Annotated in this window: 14 protein-coding genes; 2 read left to right on the top strand and 12 right to left on the bottom strand. The window is 73.0% G+C overall.

Features of this window, described 5'->3' with window-relative positions:
• Positions 1-61: 61 nt before the first annotated feature.
• Together ACIQPT_RS10455 and ACIQPT_RS10450 are read right to left on the bottom strand one after the other, a co-directional pair.
• Positions 62-1330 carry a hypothetical protein gene (locus ACIQPT_RS10455; protein ID WP_401154606.1) on the bottom strand — a complete coding sequence of 423 codons (1269 nt, stop codon included), beginning with the start codon at positions 1328-1330 and terminating at the stop codon, positions 62-64.
• A gap of 161 nt (positions 1331-1491) precedes the next feature.
• A complete protein-coding gene (locus ACIQPT_RS10450) occupies positions 1492-2055 on the bottom strand; it encodes a hypothetical protein (protein ID WP_401154604.1) in 564 nt (187 codons plus the stop codon).
• A gap of 130 nt (positions 2056-2185) precedes the next feature.
• Here ACIQPT_RS10450 and ACIQPT_RS10445 point away from each other — a divergent pair, with 130 nt between their 5' ends.
• Positions 2186-2536, top strand: coding sequence for a hypothetical protein (locus ACIQPT_RS10445; RefSeq protein WP_401154602.1), 351 nt, complete (start codon positions 2186-2188; stop codon positions 2534-2536).
• Position 2537: 1 nt separating this feature from the next.
• On the opposite strand, the gene ACIQPT_RS10440 is transcribed toward ACIQPT_RS10445, so the two are convergent.
• The 3 genes from ACIQPT_RS10440 to guaA all read right to left on the bottom strand — a co-directional run bounded on the left by ACIQPT_RS10440 (position 2538) and on the right by guaA (position 5665).
• Positions 2538-3293, bottom strand: coding sequence for an SAM-dependent methyltransferase (locus tag ACIQPT_RS10440; protein ID WP_401154600.1), 756 nt, complete (start codon positions 3291-3293; stop codon positions 2538-2540).
• A 46-nt stretch (positions 3294-3339) separates the two neighbouring features.
• Positions 3340-3951, bottom strand: coding sequence for a Uma2 family endonuclease (locus ACIQPT_RS10435; protein ID WP_401154598.1), 612 nt, complete (start codon positions 3949-3951; stop codon positions 3340-3342).
• A gap of 127 nt (positions 3952-4078) precedes the next feature.
• Positions 4079-5665, bottom strand: coding sequence for a glutamine-hydrolyzing GMP synthase (guaA, locus tag ACIQPT_RS10430; protein WP_401154596.1), 1587 nt, complete (start codon positions 5663-5665; stop codon positions 4079-4081).
• A 342-nt stretch (positions 5666-6007) separates the two neighbouring features.
• Between guaA and ACIQPT_RS10425 the strand changes: the two genes are divergently transcribed.
• Complete coding sequence (locus ACIQPT_RS10425; protein WP_401154595.1) at positions 6008-6310, top strand: chorismate mutase; 303 nt, start codon at positions 6008-6010, stop codon at positions 6308-6310.
• Positions 6311-6714: 404 nt separating this feature from the next.
• Here the strand turns inward: ACIQPT_RS10425 and ACIQPT_RS10420 are convergent, their stop codons facing one another.
• The 7 genes from ACIQPT_RS10420 to ACIQPT_RS10390 all read right to left on the bottom strand — a co-directional run bounded on the left by ACIQPT_RS10420 (position 6715) and on the right by ACIQPT_RS10390 (position 21603).
• On the bottom strand, positions 6715-8472 hold the full coding sequence (locus ACIQPT_RS10420) for a peptidase (protein ID WP_401154594.1): 1758 nt from the start codon (positions 8470-8472) through the stop codon (positions 6715-6717).
• Between the two features lie 119 nt (positions 8473-8591).
• Positions 8592-10487, bottom strand: a complete 1896-nt coding sequence (locus ACIQPT_RS10415) for a GMC oxidoreductase (RefSeq protein ID WP_401154592.1) — start codon at positions 10485-10487, stop codon at positions 8592-8594.
• Between the two features lie 48 nt (positions 10488-10535).
• Positions 10536-12152, bottom strand: a complete 1617-nt coding sequence (locus ACIQPT_RS10410; RefSeq protein ID WP_401154590.1) for a succinic semialdehyde dehydrogenase — start codon at positions 12150-12152, stop codon at positions 10536-10538.
• Between the two features lie 209 nt (positions 12153-12361).
• A complete protein-coding gene (locus ACIQPT_RS10405) occupies positions 12362-14020 on the bottom strand; it encodes a serine/threonine-protein kinase (RefSeq protein ID WP_401154588.1) in 1659 nt (552 codons plus the stop codon).
• A 129-nt stretch (positions 14021-14149) separates the two neighbouring features.
• Positions 14150-15922, bottom strand: a complete 1773-nt coding sequence (locus ACIQPT_RS10400) for a protein kinase (protein WP_401154586.1) — start codon at positions 15920-15922, stop codon at positions 14150-14152.
• 168 nt (positions 15923-16090) lie between these two features.
• The gene (locus ACIQPT_RS10395; RefSeq protein ID WP_401154584.1) at positions 16091-19228 is read right to left on the bottom strand and encodes a protein kinase; all 3138 of its coding nucleotides are present in this window, start codon (positions 19226-19228) and stop codon (positions 16091-16093) included.
• A 227-nt stretch (positions 19229-19455) separates the two neighbouring features.
• Positions 19456-21603 carry a serine/threonine-protein kinase gene (locus tag ACIQPT_RS10390; protein WP_401154582.1) on the bottom strand — a complete coding sequence of 716 codons (2148 nt, stop codon included), beginning with the start codon at positions 21601-21603 and terminating at the stop codon, positions 19456-19458.
• Positions 21604-21719 lie beyond the last annotated feature (116 nt).

The raw sequence follows: 21719 nt of genomic DNA, 5'->3' as shown, positions 1-21719 counted from the left end.
GTACGCCTTCGGGGCGCTGCTCACCAGGGCTGGGACGTGATCGGCCGAAGAGGACGGGGCGTCAGTCCGTCACGTCGATCGGGCAGCGGTTGGTCTCCACCCCGGCGGCGGTGACGACCTGGACGTCCACGGTCCCCGGCTCGACCTCGACCGGGACGGGCACGGTGAGGACGGTGTCGGTCGGGTTGGCGAAGCCGCCGGCGACCGGGACCAGCGGGACGTGCACATGGACGGTCCCTATCCGCACGACGAGCCGGGCCAGCCGGTCGGGGCTGCCCGCGCCGGGCGGTACGAAGCCCGCGCCCCGGATCTCGATGTCGTCGCCGGTCCGGATCGCGCCGTCCAGGTCCCCGGCCTCCCGGGCCCGCACGACGGAGAGCACGACGGGCCGGCCGCCCTCCGTGTACTTCCCGGCGAAGTAGGTCGCCGCGGAGACGGCCACCAGCAGCGCGAGGCCCCACGGCAGGTCGGGCAACTGCTCGGGGCGGCGGGCGAGGCGGACCGCCGCGAACAGCACGGCGACGGCGCTGACCAGCACGTACTGCACATCGGTGAAGGAGCCGCGCCCGGAGTCGTCGGTGAGCAGATCGGCGGCGCGCGGCCGGTCCGCGCGCAGCTTCTGGAGCCGCTGGCCCAGCACCCGTACGGTCACCACGCGGCGCACGACGACGGCGACCGCGCACACCAGCGCCAGCACGGCCACGACCCCGGCGGAGCGCACGAGGTCGAGCCCCTCGATCAGCGCGTCCCGCTCGTCCGGGTCGGAGGCCCCGGCCAGTTGCAGCGCGAGGACGAGAACGGCGAAGACGGCGAGCAGCACCCAGCCGGCGGCGACCGTCCTGGACGTGGAGAGCCGGTTGTCCTCACCGATCAACGGGGCGAGAAGGCCGCCCCGGGCGCGGTGGAGCCGGGCGGCGGCGGTGAGCAGCCCGGCCGTGAGGAGTGCGGCGATCAGCCCGGCGGTACGGGCGGTGGACCAGCCGGCCCCGATCGCGGTGACGCTCGCGCCGACGAGCAGCGCCCCGGCCGCACCCCAGACGGCGAACAGCGTGCCCCGCCACACCTGGTGGAGCCAGGCGTCACCGGCCTCCCGGGCCCGTTCGGCGACGGTACGGGCGGACCCGGTCAGCTCGTCGGAGACCCACTGCCGGGACGCGGACGGGGACTGGGCGACCCCGGCGGGCAGCCCGGTGCCGGCCGCCAGTTCGTCACGTTTGGCCAGGAACGCGGCGACCGCGTACCGGTGTCCGCGACGGGCTCCGTGCGGGCAGTCGCCGCAGGTACAGCCGCCGCCGTGCGTGCCGCTCGTCCTGGATTCGTCCAACGCCACGGAGGATTACACCCTTTCCCACCCCGGTACAGCCAACTCACTTGCGATATCCGCGAATTGTGCCGTACCGGGCGGCCGGACCACGCATCGGGGCGGCCCGGGGGCGGGTCCCGTCGACACGTTCGAATGATCGGCCGCCCTGCGACGACGCCCCCGCGTCGTCATCCGAGGGGCAGCCACGCCGGCCACCAGCCCGGGATCCCGCCCGACGCGCAGGGCGCTCCTCCCGCACCGGCCAGTGCGTGCCAGACGGCCATCGCGGGCCAGAGCGCCAGTACGGCGACCAGCAGCACGCCCGTCACGGTTCGCCACCCGGCCGGGCGCCCCGGTGCGGCACGTCGCGCCGACCACAGCCAGATCGCCAGTGCGGCGGAACCCACCAGCGCCGAACTCGTCAGCACATGGACCATGTTGGTCCCCTGCTCAACTCCGCCGCAGGCACGCCAGGCCGAGCCGAGGAGCGACGCGTGCAGATAGAAGGAGACGACGAAGACCAGCCAGGGGACAGCCGTGGAGCGTGCGGCGCCGCCCTGGCGCGCGAACCGGCCGCCCCAGGTATCCGTCGCGCACCGGAAGAGGTACCACCAGGCCAGCAGGCCGATCGCGGCGAGCACGCACCGGGCCACCACCGGGAGATCTCCCATGACCGCCCCTCCGGGCCCGCCCACGGCTCCGAGCGCGGCCAGCCCCACCAGCCGCCAGTCGATCCATATGCCGCCTTGCAAGGGAACTCCTTCTTCGCCGCGGTCCGCCTCCCGAACTCCCCGCACGGGACTTCTCCCCGGATCCCCGCCGTGCCATGATTTTCTGATTCACCGTCAGGTGACTGAGGAATCCGGCAGGGTGGAGGCGCCCATGGTGCAGGACCGGACACGTGTCTATCTCGCGCATCGGCAGACATACGCCGCCTTTCTGACGGCCACGGATGCCGAGGCGCGGGTGGCCTGGCACCGGTGGCGCGGCGACTACCCGGACAAGGAGCAGGCTCTCGCCCGGACCGACGCCGCCTACACGAGGACGCAGGCCGAGTTCAATGTGATCGACCTCGACGGCCTGGACCCGGTCGAGGAGGCCCGGGCCCTCGTGGAGTGCATCCGGTCCATGCACACCGCCGATGACGAACCGGAAGGCATCTGGGCGCGGTACACGGCCCTGCGCACGGCTTTCGTCGAAGCCGCCCGGCAACGCCTCGCGGACCATCTGTAGGTCAGGTGCCGAGCACCAGATAGGCGAGGGTGAGATACGAGCGGTAGCCGCCGTAGTAGCCGGTGCGGCGGGCGTCGACCTCGGCCGTCACCTCGGCGTGCAGCGGATGGTCCGGGTGCTCCAGCACCCAGCGCTGCCCGCGCCCGATCGGCCCCTCGGACTCGAAGAGATCCCATTCGCGCTCGTCGGCGACGGTGACCTGGAGCGCGCGCAGCCCGACGGACTCCGCCAGCCGGATCAGCTCCAGCAGCGAGCCGAAGTCCCCGGGCTCGGCCCCGATGCCCGCCAGCGCGGCCGGGGTCGGCTCCTTCAGCCAGACCCCCTCGCCGAACAGGACCCGCCCGCCGGGGCGCACGGTGGCGGCGAGGGCGGTGAGGGCTTCCCGGGTCGTGCCGGGCCAGGCGTGCGAGGAGCCGATGGAGACGGCGAGGTCGTATCCGCGCTCGGTCCACTCGGCCGCCGGCGTCTCGTGGAACCGCACCCGGTCGCCGAGCCCCCGCTCCTCGGCAAGCTTCCGCCCGCGCGCCACGGCGTCCGGGTCGGTCTCGACGCCGTCCCCGGTGGAGCCGGGCGCGACCTCGACAAGCCGCATCAGCAGCTCGCCCCAACCGGAGCCGAGATCGACGATCCGCGCTCCGGGAGCGGGGGCGCAGGCGGCGATCAGCCGGGCCGCGTGGTCTTCGGAGAGCGGGGTGTTCCAGGTGAGGCGGTCGTTACCGGGGGCGGAGATGAGGGCGCGGACTTCTTCGGCGGACATGGTGGCCGAGCCTGGCACGGGGGGCGGGGCCCGTGCCAGTGGTTTCTTACGGGCGGCCTCGGCGGTAGATCTCGCTGAGATCCACGTCGATCGAGAACGGGACGTCGAGGTTCATCTTCCTGCGGTGGATTCCGGTGGGCGTGTACGTGTTCGTCGCCGGATCGAGCTCATACACGTATACGACGGGCAGATCGTCGGCTCCCTGCTCGACCCGCCAGAAGTGCCTGACCCCGGCCTCGGCGTACTTACGCGGTTTGACGCCCCGGTCGCGCTCCAGGGAATCGGGGGACACGACCTCGACGGCGAGGATGACGTCCTCCGGTGCGTACCAGGTCTGGTCGGCACCGGTGTCCGCCTCGGCCCGATAGACCAGCAGGTCGGGCTCCGGACGGTTTCTGCGGTCCAGCCTGATGGTCATTTCCCGGTCGACGTCCAGATCCGCGGGGACGTGCGCGAGAAGCGCCGTTTCCAGCAACCACATGGCTCGCGTGTGGAACTTCCGCTGCGGACTCATGAAGACGAGACTCCCGTCGATCAGCTCGGTGTGGGGCGGGAGGCCCGGAATCCGGTCGAGGTCGTCCGCCGTCCAGCCGCCCTCCGGCGGGACAGGCCACCGGTTCGGCTGCTGCTCAAGCCCGTTCTCGGGTGCGGCGCTCATCATTACTCCCATACGCCGAAGTCTCGTCTCTTCACTCAGCGTACCCAGCCGATACGACAATGCCGCCGCCCAAACGAATGAGCGACGGCATCGGCGTTGACTCAGGGGGCCGCGAAGCCCCGGGCGGTCACTCCCACTCGATCGTCCCCGGCGGCTTGCTCGTCACATCGAGGACGACGCGGTTGACGTCGGCGACCTCGTTGGTGATGCGGGTGGAGATCTTCGCCAGCGTCTCGTACGGCAGGCGCGACCAGTCGGCCGTCATGGCGTCCTCGGAGGAGACCGGGCGCAGCACGATCGGGTGGCCGTAGGTGCGGCCGTCGCCCTGGACGCCGACCGAGCGGACGTCGGCGAGGAGGACCACCGGGCACTGCCAGATGTCGCGGTCCAGGCCGGCCGCCGTCAGCTCCTCGCGGGCAATGGCGTCGGCCTCGCGGAGCAGGTCCAGGCGGTCCTTGGTGACCTCGCCGACGATGCGGATGCCGAGGCCGGGGCCGGGGAACGGCTGGCGCTGGACGATCTCCTCGGGGAGGCCCAGCTCCTGGCCGACCATGCGGACCTCGTCCTTGAACAGCTGGCGCAGCGGCTCGACGAGCTGGAACTCGATGTCGTCGGGGAGGCCGCCGACGTTGTGGTGGGACTTGATGTTGGCGGTGCCGGTGCCGCCGCCGGACTCGACGACGTCCGGGTAGAGCGTGCCCTGGACGAGGAAGGCGACCTCGGGTCCCTCCTCCTGGAGGATCTCCAGCTGGGCCTGCTCGAAGACGCGGATGAACTCGCGGCCGATGATCTTCCGCTTCTGCTCGGGGTCGGAGACCCCGGCCAGGGCGTCGAGGAAGCGCTTCTCCGCGTCGACGACCTTCAGCTTCGCGCCGGTGGCGGCGACGAAGTCCTTCTCGACCTGCTCGGTCTCGCCCTTGCGCATCAGCCCGTGGTCGACGTACACGCAGGTCAGCTGGGAGCCGATGGCCTTCTGGACGAGAGCTGCCGCGACCGCGGAGTCCACACCGCCGGAGAGACCGCAGATGGCGCGCTTGGTGCCGACCTGCTCGCGGATGAGGGCGACCTGCTCCTCGACCACGTTGGTGGTGGTCCAGTTCGGCTCGATGCCCGCGCCGCGGTAGAGGAAGTGCTCCAGGACCTGCTGGCCGTGGGTGGAGTGCAGGACCTCGGGGTGATACTGGACGCCGTAGAGCTTCTTCTCGTCGTTCTCGAAGGCGGCGACCGGCACGACGTCGGTGGACGCGGTGACGGTGAAGCCCTCGGGCGCCGCCGAGCAGGCGTCGCCGTGCGACATCCACACCGGCTGCTCGGTGGGCGTGCCCTCGAAGAGCGTAGAACCCGCCTTGCTGACGTGCAGCGCCGTGCGGCCGTACTCACGGGCCCCGTTGTCGTCGACCGTGCCGCCGAGCGTGGTGGCCATCAGCTGGAAGCCGTAGCACATGCCGAAGACGGGAACCCCGGCCTCGAAGAGCGAGCGGTCCAGGGACGGCGCGCCCTCCGCGTACACCGACGAGGGGCCGCCGGACAGGATGATCGCGCGCGGGTTCTTCGCCAGCATCTCGGCCACCGGCATGGTGGACGGGACGATCTCGCTGTAGACCCGGGCCTCACGGACACGGCGGGCGATGAGCTGGGCGTACTGCGCGCCGAAGTCGACGACGAGGACCACGTCGGCCGTGGCGTCGGGGGCGGCGGGGGGTGCTGCTGGCACGGGGCGGCCTTCCGGCGGTGGTGAAGGGGGTCGGTTCTTCCGATTCTACCGGCCGTGCGCACACCCTCCGCCGGGCCGGTGACGCCAGGGGCCGATGCTCGCCGTCTCAGGATCCGGGCCCCGTTTTGTCGGGGCCGCCGGGCCGGGGCCATACTGTCCCCCATGCGTCAGCACACGATCTTCGTCTTTACCTATGGCATCCGGCCCGCCGGCTGCCATGGTCGTGCTGCTTGAGCTACTGACAAGCAACGTTCCAGGCGCCCCGGGCCATCAGGCCCGGGGCGTTCTGCGTATCCGGGCCGGTAGCTCCGGGGGGCCTCCACCTCACCGGGAGTCACCACCATGAGCAGCACCACCACCGCCACGGACACCACCACGGACACCGGCGCCCGCACCGACGAGGCCGCCGCCCTGATCGGCGGCGCCCGGGAGCGCATCGACGCCCTCGACGACCGGATCATCGGCCTCGTCCAGGAACGGATGGCCGTCTCGGCGGTGATCCAGCAGGCCCGGATCACCTCCGGCGGCCGCCGGGTCAACCTCTCCCGGGAGACGGCCGTGCTCGGCCACTACAGGGACGCGCTGGGCAAGCCGGGCACCGCGCTGGCCATGACGCTCCTGGAGCTGTGCCGCGGCCGGGTGTGAGGGCCCCCGGGAAGACCTCCGGGAGGACCTCCGGGAGGACCTCCGGGAGGACCACCGAGGGAACGGTTCTCCGCTTGCCGGACAGGGGCCGTATCTGCGTTCGGACCCCGTCTCACCCGTACGGCGCGTGACCGGGAGCGCGGTGCCTTCGTTGGTCCTGATGTCCGTGCCAACCAGGGGCGGCATCGGTAGGAAACCACGCGTGGCTCCGCCGGGAAGTGTGACGTACTGCAGGTGCGTCGTGGGACCACGACCCGGCGTAAGTGACCGGTCCGCAGGGGACAGCAGCCCGGTCACCCCATATGCGGCCGAACCCGGGGACGCCCGGGTCGGCCGCATCGGAACGTATCCGGGCGGAGGCCCGTTCCCCTCCTCCGCCGCACTCTCCACCGTCGGTCAGGCCGTCAGACGTGCTGCGCGGCCGCCCGTCGACGTGCCGCCGTGAACAGCAGCAGACCCGCCGCCAGCGCCGCGGCCGCCGTGCCCGAGGCGATCAGCGCGATCGACCCCGTCGAGGCCAGGCCGCCCCCGCCGCCGGTGCCACCGGCCGTACCCGCCGAGCCGCCGCCGGACGTGGTGGACGCCGAGGGGCCGGAGGTGCCGGACGGGCTCTTCTCCGGGTCCGGGGCCGAGGTCGGCGGGGTGGACGGTTCGCCGGAGCCGCCGTCGGAGCCGCCCGTCGAGCCGCCGGAGTCGGAGCCCTCGCCCTCACCGTTCAGGATCAGGTACGCGGTGTTGTTGGCCGGCTTCGGGTCGAACGGCAGCTTCGGGCTCTGCAGCCAGATGTTGCGTACGGTCACCTCGCCGCTCGCGCCGACCAGGGCCTTGTCGATCCGCAGCTCGAACGGCAGGTCGAGGCCGGCCCCGTCCCGCACGCTCATGTAGGTGTTGCAGACGTAGCGCGGCGCGGGGCTCTTCTGGTCCTCGCGGTAGCCGCCGCCGGACGTCACCGCGCGGCAGCGCTCCGGCTTCGCGGTGACCGAAGCGCCTTGGGGGACGGTGAAGTCGACGGTGGCGACGTCCTCGCCGGAGCGGATGTTGCCGATCCACGCCGGGCCCTCGTTGCGGAAGCCGATGTCGGCCTTCACGGTGGAGCCCTCGGCCCCGGCCACCTTGTCGCCGTACGCCACGAAGTCGGCCGTGTTCTTCGTACGGAAGTCGACCTCCTGCTGGTTGTCGCCCGGGGTGAGGTCCGTGCTCCGGGCCGCGGCGGCCTTCTTAGCCGGGACCGCCTTCAGTACGCCGCCGGTGCCCCGCTCGAAGAGGGCGCCCGCACGCTGGGCGGTGCGCTGAGCGGCGCTGTCCTCCTGGATGCGGTAGAGGAAGGTGTCGTAGTAGGCACGCGTGGTGGCCTCCAGCGTCAGCGGAGTCGCCAGCGTGTACGTCGCGCCCGCCTCGAAGAGTCCTTCGACGGAGCAGAGCGCCGTGGTCGAGCCGAAGCCCGGCAGGTCCGGGTCGTCCACGGTGTATTCGCAGTTGGAGTAGCGCTGCGGAATGTCCAGGCCGCGCGAGTACCGCAGCGTGAGCAGGACGCCGTCGGCGGCCCTGGTGCCACGGTTGGCGAAGGTGATCGGGGCCGGCTGCTTCTCTCCCGGGGTCAGCTCCGTCCTGAACGGCAACTGCTCCATGACCAGGTCGGGGCCGCCGACCGTCAGCCGGGTGGTGAACGGCGTGAAGGTGGCCCCGTCCGCCCGGCCGGTCACCGTGATCGTGCCGGTGTCGCCGGCCTCGCTGCCTGCGGCGGCGGTGACGACGAGGTCGGCGGCGCTCTGCAGGCCGGGCCAGGTGCTCCAGCCCTCGCAGACGGCCTTCGTGCCGGTCACCTCGCAGTCCGGGCTCGACTCGCCGTCGAACGTCACGTCGGCGACACCGGCGACGCCGCTGAGGTCGAAGGTGATCGTGAAGTCGCCGCCGAAGTCGTCGTTCTCCTGGCCATCGGACGGGTTGTTGACGGTGATCCCGACCGTGGACGACCTCGGCCGGCCGCTCTCCGGATACGGGTGCAGGCCGGTCTCGGCCGGGCCACCGAACGTGAACACCGGCGTGTCCGCGGCCTGCGCCGGGGCGGCCGCCCCGGCGAGCGAGGCGGCGGCCAGCAGGCCTGCGGCGGCGAGCGAGCCGGCTGCGCGGTGCAGCACGGTGCGCGGGGAACAGCGTGTCATCGGGGACCTCGGGGACTCGGCAGGAGCTGTGTGGCTGCTGTGACAGTTGTCGCGGTACGGGTTCGACCGCGCAGCTCCCCGAACAGTTGCCCTCGCCAAGATCACGGATTGGGTACGGATCACGGGTTGGGTACGGGGGTGTTCCCGACGCCCTTCACGTCCGCACCGGCCTCCGCCGTCCCCTTCGGCGGCACCACGGGCAGGCCCAGGAACGGCAGCTTCAGCGCGCCGAACGCCTCCTTCGGCACGGCGGGCGCGAGCGGCTCGACGGGGGTGAGCCGCTCGTAGGCCGCGTCCTGCTCCGGGCGCGGGTCCGCCTCGCCCTTGTTGGGCCACAGCGACATGGCGCGCTCGGCCTGGGCGGTGATGGTCAGCGAGGGGTTGACGCCGAGGTTGGCGGAGACCGCGGAGCCGTCGACGACGCTGATGCCGGGGTGGCCGTAGAGGCGGTGGTACGGGTCGATGACGCCCTCCTGCGCGCTCGCGCCGATCGGGCAGCCGCCGAGGAAGTGGGCGGTGAGCGGGGTGCCCATCAGCTCGCCGACGTTGGACCCGGCGAAGCCGTTGATCTCCTCGGCGAGCAGCGTGGCGCTGCGGGTGGCCTCGGGTATCTGGGTCGGGTTGGGCGCGCCGTGGCCCTGGCGGGCGGTGAGCAGGCCCTTCCCGATGCCGCCCTGCTTGCGGTACGTGGTCAGGGAGTTGTCCAGCGACTGCATGACCAGGCCGATGATGGTGCGCTCGGACCAGTGGTGGTTGGAGAGCGAACGGACGGCGAGGGTGGGGTGCTTGATCATGTTGGCGAGCCAGCCGCGCACCCGGTGGGCCCCGTAGGGGACCTGGAGGATCGACATCGCGCCCATGGCGTTGGAGCCCTTGCCGTAGCGGACGGGCTCGATGTGGGTGTTGTCGTCGGGGTGGATCGAGGAGGTGATCGCGACGCCCTGCGAGAAGTCGGCCTTCGCGATGCCGTGCTTCTTGCGGTAGCGGCGGTCGCTGGTCTGGGAGCCCACCAGCGCCTCGGAGTTGGTACGGGTCAGCTCGCCGAGCCGGGTCGAGAGCCGGGGCAGCAGGCCCCGGTCCTTCATGGTGTGCAGCAGGGTCTGGGTGCCGTACGTGCCCGCCGCGACGACGACCTTCCGGGCCCGCAGCTTCGTCGGCTTCGCCTTGCGGCGGCGGTCGGTGGGGACGGTGAGGACCCGGTAGCCGCCCTCGGGGTCGTCGGTGATCCCGACGACGGAGGTCATCGGGTGGATGGCCGCTCCGGCCTTCTCGGCGAGGTGGAGGTAGTTCTCGTTGAGGGTGTTCTTCGCGCCGTGCCGGCAGCCCGTCATGCACTCGCCGCACTCCGTGCAGGCCTTGCGGGCGGGGCCCGCGCCGCCGAAGTACGGGTCAGGGACGGTGGAGCCGGGCTTGGCCTTCGCGGTGCCGTCGGCGTCCCTGCCGTCGCCGAAGAAGACGCCGACCGGGGCCAGATGGAAGGTGTCGCCGACGCCCATGGCCTCGGCGGCGGACTTGAGGTGGATGTCGGAGGGGGTCATGGTCGGGTTGAGGCGGACCCCGAGCATCCGGCGGGCCTGGTCGTAATACGGCTTGAGCTCGTCCTGCCAGTCGGTGATCGAGGCCCACTGGCGGTCCTCGAAGAACGGGGCGGGCGGCACGTACAGCGTGTTGGCGTAGTTGAGCGAGCCGCCGCCGACCCCGGCCCCGGCGAGCACCATGACATTGCCGAGGAGGTGGACGCGCTGGATGCCGAAGAGGCCCAGCGCCGGGGCCCACAGGTAGTTCTTCAGGTCCCAGGAGGTCTTGGGGAGCGTGCCGGGGGTGAAGCGGCGGCCCGCCTCCAGGATCCCGACGCGGTAGCCCTTCTCGGTGAGCCGGAGCGCCGACACCGCGCCCCCGAAGCCCGAGCCGACGACCAGGACGTCGTAGTCGTACGCGGCGTCGTCCTCGGCCGGAACAGGGATCGCCGGAGCCTGGCTCACGGCCTGTTTCTGGGCAGGGCTGTCCTGGGACATGGCACTCCTCGGAACGGAATCAGTACGAAAAGGACGTGCTGTGCTGTCTCAGCGCAGCCGGAACGCCTTCATCGCCTTGAGGCTGCGGGTCATGAACGCGGCGTACTTCTCGTCGTCCATCCCGAAGGCGGGCGCGAGCGGGATCAGCCGCTGCTGGGCGACGGTCTGGGCCTCGGTGTACTTGAGGATGCCCTCGGAGCCGTGCCGCCGGCCGAGGCCGGACTCCTTCATGCCGCCCATCGGGGACTGGACGCTGCCGTAGGCGGGGGCGTACCCCTCGTTGATGTTGACGGTGCCGGTGCGCAGCCGGGCGGCGACCTGGTGGCCGCGCCGGGAGTCGGTGGTCCAGACGCTGGAGTTGAGGCCGTACGGGGTGGCGTTGGCCAGCGCGATCACCTCGTCCTCGTCGCTGAAGCGGTAGATGGCGACGACCGGCCCGAAGGTCTCCTCGGTGCAGACGGACATCGGCGCTTCGACGCCGTCGAGGATGGTCGGCTCGTAGAAGAGCGGGCCGATGTCGGGGCGGGCGACGCCGCCGGCGACGAGGGTCGCGCCCTTCTCGACGGCCTCGTCGACGTGCTGGGTGACGGTCTCCAGCTGGCGTTCGCCGACGAGGGAGCCCATGTCAGCCCCGTACGCGAGGGCGTTGCCGAGCCGCATGGCCTTCGTCCGGGTGGCGAACCGCTGGACGAAGTCGTCGGCGATCGACTCGTGGACGTACAGCCGCTCGATGGAGATGCAGAGCTGCCCGGCGGAGGAGAAGCAGGCGCGGACGGCTCCGGCGGCGGCCTTCTCCACGTCGGCGTCCTTGAGGACGAGCATGGCGTTCTTGCCGCCGAGCTCCAGCGAGACGCCGACCAGGCGGTTCGCCGCGCCGACGGCGACCTCGCGGCCGGTGCGGGTGGAGCCGGTGAAGGAGACGTAGTCGGCGCGGCCGACGACCTCGGGGCCGACGACGGGGCCCTCACCGAGGACGACCTGGAAGACCTCGGCGGGCAGTCCCGCCTCGATGAGCAGGTCGCGGGCCCACAGGGCGGTGAGCGCGGTCTCCGTGTCGGGCTTCATCACGACGGCGTTGCCGGAGACGAACGCGGGCAGCGCGTCGCCGACGGAGAGTTCGAGCGGGTAGTTCCAGGGGGCGATCTGGCCGACGACGCCGCGCGGCTGGCGCAGTTCGGTGACCTTGGTGAGGGTCGGGACGACACCGGTGTGGCGGCGGGGCTTGAGGTAGGAGGCGGCCTTGCGCCCGTAGTGGCGGGCGGCGACGGCGACGGCCTGCACCTCCTCGTGGGCGTGCAGACGGGCCTTGCCGGTCTCCAGCTGGATGAGGTCGAGGACCTCGGACTGGCGGCTCAGGACGAGGTCGTGGAAGCGCAGCAGGACGGCGGCCCGCTGCCGCACGGGGACGGCGGCCCAGACGGGCTGGGCCGCGCGGGCCCGGTCGAAGGCGGTGGCGACGTCCTCGGGCGTGGACTCGGGCAGGTCGGCCAGCTTCTCCCCGCTGAAGGGGGTGTGGTTGGCGGTGCGGCCCGACCCGACGACGCCACGGGTCAGCTGGGCGATCACCTCGGGGGTGACCACGTCGGCGGCGGTGCGCACACCGGCGGGGGCGACCGCCACGGGGTTCGTACCGAGAGGGGCGTCAGGGGCCTGCGAGTCCGTCATGAGGCCGAGAGTATGTCCAGCCGCAGCCTTTGGGTACCCGTGGGTAACAGTTTTTCACAGGACCCGCCACCCCTGCCCGACACCCTCCTCGAACGAGCCAGTGATCGCTGGCGGCATAACCGCTGATCAGTGGCTATGCGGCCGACCGCCCGGCGGCGGCCGGCGCGCGACGCCCGGGAACGCTCCGGAACCCGGATTTCCCGGTGCCCTCAGGAAGCGTGGATCTTCAGCCCTTCGGTGACTTCGGTGAAGATCGCGTCGCCGTCCTTCGCGGCCTGCCCCTTCGCGGGCATCCGCACCCGCACGTGCCAGTACGGGTCGCTCTTCTTCTCGCCGGGGATCAGCAGCTCCCGGAAGCGGTAGCGCACCGGGTCGTCGTCGGAGGAGGCGTAGGGGGTGTACTCGGTGTTCATCTCGACCGCCGGGCGCCCCTGGTGCGTGACGTCCTTGTACGTGACGGAGGCGTCCTCCATCTGGGTGGTGTCCGACCCGCCCTTCTCGTAGTACGTCTTGCGGGCCGCCGGGTCGGCGCCGGGGTTGTCGTCCATGCCGTCGACGTCGTTCTTCGGGGCGCGGCGCCAGAAGTCGATCTCGAAGATGCCGCTGGGGTCCGCGTACCAGACCAGTTCGCCGTCGTCGTCCTGGACCCGCTTGTACTCCTCCGGCACGGCCACGTCCGCCGACAGGACCTCGTTCTCCGGCCGGATCTGCCAGCTCTCGGGCGGTCCGTCGCCCGCGAACGGGTTCAGCAGGACCAGCACGAGCGCGACCACCACCGCCAGCGCCCCGCCGCCGAGCGCGAACTGGGCGACACGGTTGCGGTGCAGCACCGGCGGCACCCACTTGCTGCCGCCGCCACCGCCCGCGGCGGCCGCCCCGTACACGGAGGTCACCCGCGCCGGGGTCGGGGCGGCCAGCTGCTGGAGCGTCCGGCGGACCTCGGCGGCCGGCGGGCGCGCGGCGGGGTCCTTGCGGAGCAGCTGCATGACGAGCGTGCCGAACGCGCCCGTGCCCCGGGCGGGCACCTGCGGCTCGGCGGACAGCACGGCCTGGAGGGTGGCCGGGGTGTGCGAGCGGCGGTACGGGGACATCCCCTCGACCGCCGCGTACAGGACGACGCCCAGCGACCACAGGTCCGACTCCGGTCCGGGGCGCTGCCCGAGGACCCGCTCCGGCGAGATGTACTCGGGCGAGCCGACGAACGCGCCGGTCTCGGTGAGCTGCTGCTCGCCCTCGACCTGGGCGATCCCGAAGTCGGTGAGGACGACCCGGTCGCCGGTGCCGAGCATGACGTTGTCCGGCTTGACGTCCCGGTGCAGGATGCCGATCGCGTGGGCGGCCATCAGCGCGTCGAGGACCGCGAGACCGATCCTGGCCGCCTCGCGGGGGTCCAAGGTGCCTTCCTGGAGGCGGTCGCCGAGCGACGGGCCGCGCACCAGCTCCATCACGATCCACGGCTTGCCGTCCTCGACGGCCACGTCGTGGACGGTGACGACGGCGGGGTGGTCGATCCGGGCGGCGGCCCGCGCCTCGCGCTGCATGCGCTGGTGCACGGTGCTGTGCTCGCGCTCGCCGAGGTGTTCCGGTACGCGCGGTTCCTTGACGGCCACCTCGCGGTCGACGACCTCGTCGTGGGCCCGCCACACCGTGCCCATCCCGCCGTGCCCGAGCCGGGAGAGCAGCCGGTAGCGGCCGCCGATCAGCCGGTTCGCGGCGCTGTCGGGGGCGCTGGAGGGGACGGTCGGGGAGGGGATGTGCGCCGGGGGCCCGGGGTGCGGTGCGCCGGAGCCGCCCAGCGCGTGCGGTGCGGTCGGCGGCTGGAGTCCGTAGCTGGTGGGCTCGTTCGCCCGTCCCCCGTGATCTGTCATGCGCCTCATCCTGGTTCACGCGTCGGGCCCGGCACCACCGGGGGCGGTCACCGGATGCGGAGCCGTGACCGTACAGCAACCCGGGCGGGGCATCGGACGCTCGCGGTCACGTCTTCGGGGCGCTCGCGCTCACGTCTTCGGGGCGCTCCAACTGCGCAGCATGATGGCGAACTTCTCCCGGCTGTCCTCCCAGCCCTCCTGCGGGGCGGTCAGATACAGCGCGTACTCGGGGCCGCCGGGACCGCCGTAGTACATCTGGTCGATCCCGTGCCGGGGTCCCGGGTGGTCCTTGGTCTCGTTCCAGGTGAACTCCCAGAGGGCGCCCGGCCGGTCGCGGAAGGTGTTCTTCTCCATCCCGATCCGCTGGTAACCCGGCAGCCGCTCGGAGAGCTGCTCCTCCATGTTCTGCAGGTGCAGATACGGATGGTCGAAGTCCGGGTCCGGGTCGACGCTGATGCGGATCCGGTGGGCCCCGCCGTCCGGTGTGTAGTCGATCTGGCCGTTCTCGTACTGCCGTGTCCAGTCCTTCGGCACGACCAGGCTGAACCCCGCCGGGTCCTCGACCCGGTGCCAGCCGTCGGGTATCTCCGGTATCCCCTGCGCGGGGGCGGTGGCGTCCGGGGTGGTCGGTGTCGCGGACGGCGTGCTGCCCGCGGCGCTACCGCCGTTCGATCCGGCGGGGTCGTCCGAGCCGTCCCCGTACTTCATCGCGAACAGCCCGCCCGCGCCCCCGAGGACGGCGGCGGCTACGACCACGACGAGCACCGTGCGCCACCGGGATCCGGCACGCCGGGTCACCGGGGCGGAGGCGGGGCCGGTGACCGGGTTCGCGTGGTCCGGGGCGACGCCGTCCGGGCCGGGGGCGGACGGGCCGGGGGCGGAGGGGCCGTGGGCAGGCTGGGCTGTCGTGGCGGGGGCCGTTCCGGGCAGCCGGGCGGTGGCGCCGTCGTGGCCGTCGGAGGCGCGGGAGCCGTTCGCCCCGCCGGGGCCGTTCCCGTCCGGGTAGGCATACCGGGCGTCCTCGGGAAGGCGCTGCGTCGGCACATGCGCCTGGGCGGCACGGGGTTCGCGGCCCTCCATGGCGTCCAGCAGCATCTGCTCGGTCTCGGCGGCCGTGGGCCGGTCGGCCGGGTCCTTGCGGAGCAGCGCGGTGATCACGGCGCCGAGCGGACCGGCGTTGACCGGGGCGGGCGGCTCATCGGTGACGACGGCCTGCATGGTCGAGATCGGGGACGTACGCCGGAACGGGGAGGTCCCCTCGACGGCCGTGTACAGCGTCGCGCCCAGCGACCAGAGGTCGGAGGCCGGTCCCGGGTCGCCGCCGCGTACCCGCTCCGGGGCCAGGTAGTCGATGGAGCCGACCAGTTCCCCGGTACGGGTGATGGTGGAGTCGCCCTCGATCGCGGCGATCCCGAAGTCGGTCAGCAGCACCTGCCCGTCGCGCGCCAGCAGGACGTTGCCGGGCTTGACGTCGCGGTGCAGCACCCCGGCGCTGTGGGCGGCGCGCAGGGCGCTCAGCACGTGCAGCCCGATGCGGGCCGCCTCGCGCGGGGCGACCTCGCCGCTCTCCTTGGCGGCGTCGGCGAGCGAGGGCCCGTCGACGTACTGCATGACGATCCAGGGGCGGTGGTCGTACTCGATCACGTCGTGGACGGTGACGACGCCGGGGTGCGTGATGCGTGCCGCCGCCCGTGCCTCCTTCTGCGTCCGGGCGTGCAGGACGAGCCGGTCGGCCTCGGCGACGTACAGTCCGGCGGTCAACTCCTTGACGGCGACGGTGCGGTGCAGCACTTCGTCGTGGGCGCGCCAGACCTTGCCCATGCCGCCCCGGCCGAGGACGTCGCCCAGCCGGTAGCGCCCCGCCAGCACCAGTCCCGCGTCCGTGCCCTGTGATCGATCCACGTGATGTCCCCGCCCCGTTCCTCGGCTTGCCAGATTACGGAGGCGGAACGGGGAGGCGGAACCGGGGATCGCCCACGAGACCGCACTGTGATGGTTGTCGACACCGCACAACGCCCCTGGCGGTGTGGTGGCGATGACGTGCGGTCAGGCCCGCACGGGACCGGAGGGTCAGGCGTTGACGCGGTACGAGGCGATGGCCTGCTCGTAGATCTCGGTGACCTTGTCCCGGTCGCTCTCGGGCCCGATGACCTGGATGACGTGATACCTGCCGTCGACGATCATGGCGAGATTGCGGACGTACACCTCGCGCCCGCCGCTCTCCTGCCAGGTGAACTGCCCCTCGGCCATGGCCTGCCGGCCGACGTCGACCCGGCGCAGCCCGGACGAGGAGGACCAACTGGAGTCCCGGAACGGCTGGAGCTCGGGCTCCTTGTCCCGCTGGTAGTCCAGCGGATCGCTGCCACCCGCCTTCACCGTGTCCCGGCCGGGCACCACGAGCAGGGTGAACCCGTCGCTGCCGTACCGGATCTGACGGTCCGCGTTGGCGGGACTGCGCTGCCAGTCCTTCGGTACGCCGACCTCGAAGCCCTCCGCGTCCTTGCGGAGCGCGTAGCCGGAGGCGAGCGCGACGGCCGACCGGCTGGTCTGCGGCTGCTGGGAGCCGGGGTCGGCGGACCCGTCCGGCGAGGCGGACGGCTCGGGCTCCCCCGAGGCGGCGGGCGGTGCGGCGGAACCGGTGGGCGCCACCGGTGCTCCGCTGTCCTTGCCCTCCTCCTGCTTCGGCAGGAACATCACCGCGTACGCGACGGCGGCGGCCATCAGGAGCAGGATGAGGATGAGCAGCAGCCGGCCCAGGCTGCGCGGGGAGGACGACCCCTCGCCCCGGCGCGGCGGTTCCCGCAGCACCCGGGGGCCCTTGGGCGCACGCGGCGCACGGGCCGGGCGCTCCTCCTCCCAGGACTCGACGGGCATCCGCACGGACCGGTCGGGCGGCAGCAACGACTCTTGCCGGTCCCGCCGCTTGCCGCCGCCGCGCTGCTTCGGCGGCTGCTGACGCTTCCCCTGGCGGTGCCTGCCGTGCGCCGCGCCGCCGCCGAAACGGCCCCGGCGCCGGCGGACCAGCTCGCCCCTGCGGCGTACGACGGGGAGCCGGGTGGCGTCGGGCGCGGGCAGCGTGACGACGTCGGTGCCCGCCTCCGGCTCCGGCGCGGAGCGCACCAGCGAGCGCAGCCAGCCGCGCAGCTCCTCGAAGTCCGGCCGCTCGGTCGGGTCCTGGCGCAGCAGCGACTCGACAACCGGCCGCAGCGGGCCGCACTCCTCCGCGAAGGCGGGCGGCTCGCCGCACACCATCTGGACGAGCTCGGCCGCGTTCTCCTCGGGGTAGGGGGCGTGGCCCTGGACGGCGCGGTAGAGCAGCGCGCCGAGCGCCCACAGGTCGGTGGAGGGGCCGATCGGGGGCGCGAGCTGCCAGTTGTCGTGGACCGGGCCCGCCTGCTCGGGGGCCCAGCGCTCGGTGACGGCTCCGACGACGGCGATCCGTGCCTGGCGGGCGCGTTCGGCGGCGAGCGGGGTGGTGGGGCCGCGGTAGACGACTCCTTCGCCGCCGCCCGCGACGGCGTCCTCCCAGGCCCGGGAGGCGGCCCGGCCGTCCGGGGGCGGCGCGGTGCGGGCGAGCTGCTTGGGCGCGGGGAGCGGCGGGCCGGGCCGCCGGGAGTCGGCGCGCAGCGCGTCCTCGCCGGAGCCGCCCGCGGAGACGGGCCGCCCCGCACCGGGCCCGTCGTCCCAGGTCCCCGCGAGGTGGACGCGGCGGCCGGGCGGTCGGGGGCCGTCGTCCTCGTCCTCGTCGTCCTCGTCGTCGTAGGGGTCCTCGGCGGGGCTGCCCCAGGGGGCGGTGAGCCGGGGGGCGAGGGGGGCGTCGGGGGCCGGACGCTGGAGGGGGAGGACGCCGGTGCCGGCGTCGGTGAGGTCGGAGGCGCCTGTGGTGGCTGCGCCCGTTTCGGATGCGGCGGTTCCGGCGGTTGCGGCGGCGTCCGGGCGCGGTTCGGTTCCGATGGCGTCCGGGCGCGTTTCGGTTCCGGTGGTTCCGATGGCCGGGGCGGCTGGGACGGCCGGGGTGGCTTCGTGCCCTTCCGCCGGTGACTTCGTGAGGTCCGCCGGTGGCTTCGTGAGGTCGGCCGGGGCGCGGTCGGCCTGCTGCCGGTCCTCGGTGACCCGGGCTGCAGCCCGTGCGCCCGCGCGGTAGGCGGCGATGGCTCCGGCGCGGGCGGCCCGCAACTGGGCGGCGCTCGCGGCGCCCGGCTCGGCGGGCGGCGGTACGGCGGTGTACGGGACGGCGGGGGCGGCGGGGCGCGGGACGATCTCCTGGCCCTCGACCCGCTGCCCCGGGACGGGGTCGGCCTCGCGGCCCGGCGGGAGGTCGTACCGTTCGTCGTCCTGACGCGGCGCGTACCCCTGCGGCAGCGGCGGAACGGGAAACTCGCGGCCCTCGCGGCTGTCGTGGCCGACGGGCTCCTGGACGTCCGCGTACTCCTGGACCTCGGCGTACTCCTCGCCGCCCGCGTAGCCCTCGACTGCCGCGTACTCCTCGACTGCCGCGTACTCCTCGTCGCGGCCGGCCGGCGGGAGCGGGAACGCGCCGCCGAGCTCCCTCGGCGGGGCGGGCTCGACGGCCGGGATGCCGTACGTCGCGGGGGCGGCCACCGGATCGGCGTCGGGGCGCGGTTCGGGGGCGTATCCGCAGAGCGCCTCCTCGGCGGCGCCCGCCGCGAGGCCGGTGAGCATGACGCGGCCGTCGTCGCACACCAGGACCGTGCGCACGGTGATGTTGCGGTGGGTCCAGCCGTGGGCGTGCAGCACCCGCAGGGCGGTGAGCACGTCGGATCCGATCTCGGCGGCCCGGTAGGGGTTGAGGGGGCGTTCCGCGAGGAGGGCGGCGAGCGGGCGGGCGGCGACGAGCTCGCTGACTATCCAGAGCGAACCCGCTTCGGCGAACACGTCGAAGACCTGGTCGAGCCGGGGGTGGTCGGGCACCTGGGCGGCGGCCTGCGCGGCCTCGATCGCCCGCCGGACCGCGGGGTCCGTACTGCGGCGGACCGCTCGCCCGGTGGTACGTCCGGACATCGAGGACTGCCCGTCGGCGTCGAGCACCTCCGCGTCCACGATCTCCGGCAACGGCACCTGGCGGACCAGGACCTCCTGGCCGCTGTAGGTGTCGAACGCCCGGGTCTCGGCCAGTTCGTACCCGTCGGACGGGGGCAGCGGAAGGCGGTAGCGGTCGGCAAGCACCCGACCCGCGTAGTCGTCCACGACGCCTCCCCAGAGCGCGCTGTTCCCCCGGCCGTCAGAGGCGCACGTATCCGTCAGTTACGGTCATTCGGCGGGCAATTGACCCGCCGTTCCGGCTGCGTACGGTCTCCGGCCTCTTACGATACGTGGCAACGCGGGCGGGCGGGCCGGGTCGTGCCAACCCGGCCCGCACAAACGTTTCACTCCCGCCGGTTCACAGGCGTACTGCCCGTGGGCGTGCCCGCCGGTCAGTCGGTGGGCGTGAACGTGGCGAACGCCGTTTCGCGCAGCGTCCGGCACGCGTCGCCGTCCCACTCGTCGACCTTGCAGCTGATCATGATCGAGTAGCCGCGCTTGGCGTCGACCTTGAAGCCGCGGTTGAGCACCCGGACCCGGACGCCGTTGTGGTTGCGCTCGAACGTCCAGTCCGCGACGGTCGGATAGCCGTTGTACTCGACCTTCTTTATGCTGCCGTGCTTGTAGCCGTCGCTGAGGACCTTGGCGCTCGCGACGGCCCCGCGCCAGGCGGCCGCCGCGTCGTCCTTGGGCGAGCTGTTGAAGTCGACCTGGACCCGGGGGAAGGTGCCCTGCCCGGCGTTGTAGATGCCGCCGGAGTTGGCGCCCGCGATGGCCGTGCGCATGAAGTTCCCGGGCATCGCCATGGAGAAGTGGAACCGGGTGTCGGTGACGTTCTTGTAGCCGGCGGGCAGGGAGTCGCCCTCGCCCGGCTCGTCGTCTCCGTCGTCATCGGGGTCGTCGGACTTCGGGTCGTCGGCGTCGCCGGACGGGTCATCGGAGGCCCGGCCGTCGTCCGTGCCCTGGCCCTCCTTCTGGCCGTCGCCCTTCTCGCCGGCCGAACCGCCGCCCGTGTCGTCGCCCTTGTCGTCGGCGCCGCCCGCCGAGGCTCCGGCCGAGGCGGCGGTGTCGCCCTTGCCCTTGTCCGGGTCGTCGCCGCCGAGGGTGAGGGCAAGGACCGTGCCGAGGATGGCCAGCGCGACGACGGCCGCGATGATCGCGAGGGTGCGGCGGGGCACCACGTCGGTGATCGAGGCACGCGTGGACGCGGCCGAGGACGGCGGGCGCTGCCCGGGTACGGAAGCACTCGCCGTCGTCGCGGGCTTCGGGGCCCCGACCGGGGCCGCGGGGGCGGCGACGGCTCCCTTCGCAGACGACGGGGCCGCCGGGGCGGACGCCGTGGCCGCTCCGGACTTCGCGCCCGGGGCGGGCGTCCCGGGGGGCGACGGAGGCTTGGGCGGGGCGACGGGCGAGCCCGTGGCGGCGGCCGGAGAGCTCGCCGAGGCCGCGGCCGCTCCCGCTCCCGCCGCGGCGGCCGGGGTCTTCGCGTTGCGCACGGAGCGCAGGGCTCCGCGCAGCCGGTCGCGGGCGCCCTCGCCGCTCTCGCCCGAGCCGGTGGACGGCTTCGGCGGCTTCGGCGGCTTCGGGGCCTTGGGCTGCTTCGGCGCCCTCTTGACGAGGGGGTCCGCGGGCGCGGGCGGCAGCGCCATGATCTGGGTGGAGTCCGCGGGGGCCGGCACGGGAACGTCGGGGGCGTTGATGACGTCGTTGAGCAACGCCCGCGCCCCGGCGTCGTCGAGACGCTGTTCGGGGTCCCGGGCGAGCAGCCCGTAGATGACCTCGGTGAGCGGACCGGCGTTCTTCGGCGGGTCGAGCGGTTCGGTCATCACGGCCGTCAGGGTGGCGATGGCCGAGCCCTTGTCGTACGGCGGGCAGCCCTCGACGCTCGCGTACAGCAGTCCGCCGAGCGACCACAGGTCGGCGGGCGGGCCCGGCTTGTGACCGCGCGCCCGCTCCGGCGAGATGTACGAGGGGGCGCCGACGAGCATGCCGGTGGAGGTGACGGACGGGTCGCCCTCGACCTGGGCGATGCCGAAGTCGGTGAGCACGACGCGCCCGTCCTCGGCGATCAGCACGTTGGACGGCTTCACGTCGCGGTGCAGGATGCCCTCGCGGTGCGCCGAGCGCAGCACGTCGAGGATGGCGAGCCCGACCTCGGCGGCCCGCCGGGGCGTCAGCGTGCCGTCCTCGCGAATGGCTTCGGCGAGCGACTTGCCCTCGATCAGTTCCATGACGATCCACGGGCGGTCGTCCTCGTCGACCACGTCGTAGACGGTCACCGCGCTGTTGTTGCGGATCCGTGCGATCGCCTTGGCCTCACGCAGGGTGCGCGTGATCAGCCGGCGCTTCTCGTCCTCGTCGATCGCCGAGGGGAACCGCAGTTCCTTGACCGCGACCGTGCGGCCGAGCGTCTCGTCGTCGGCGCGCCAGACCGTACCCATGCCGCCCCGGCCGAGCACCTCACCGAGCCGGTAGCGCCCCGCGAGGAGACGACCGTTCTTGTCCCGTTGGGGCTCTCGTGCCTGCTCCGCCTCCGACATGCGTCCCCTCTGCGATCAACCCGCCCTGGCAGAGCGTTCATTGTCCCTCACCCCGGGACCGGTCCTGGTGCCGGGTCCGGGGTCCGCCGTACTGGGGCCCGAAGAGGGAAGCCCCC

Origin of the sequence: Streptomyces sp. NPDC091289, from assembly GCF_044757365.1 — a bacterium.
Classification (GTDB): Bacteria; Actinomycetota; Actinomycetes; order Streptomycetales; family Streptomycetaceae; genus Streptomyces.
This window is presented reverse-complemented; position numbering and strand designations above follow the sequence as displayed.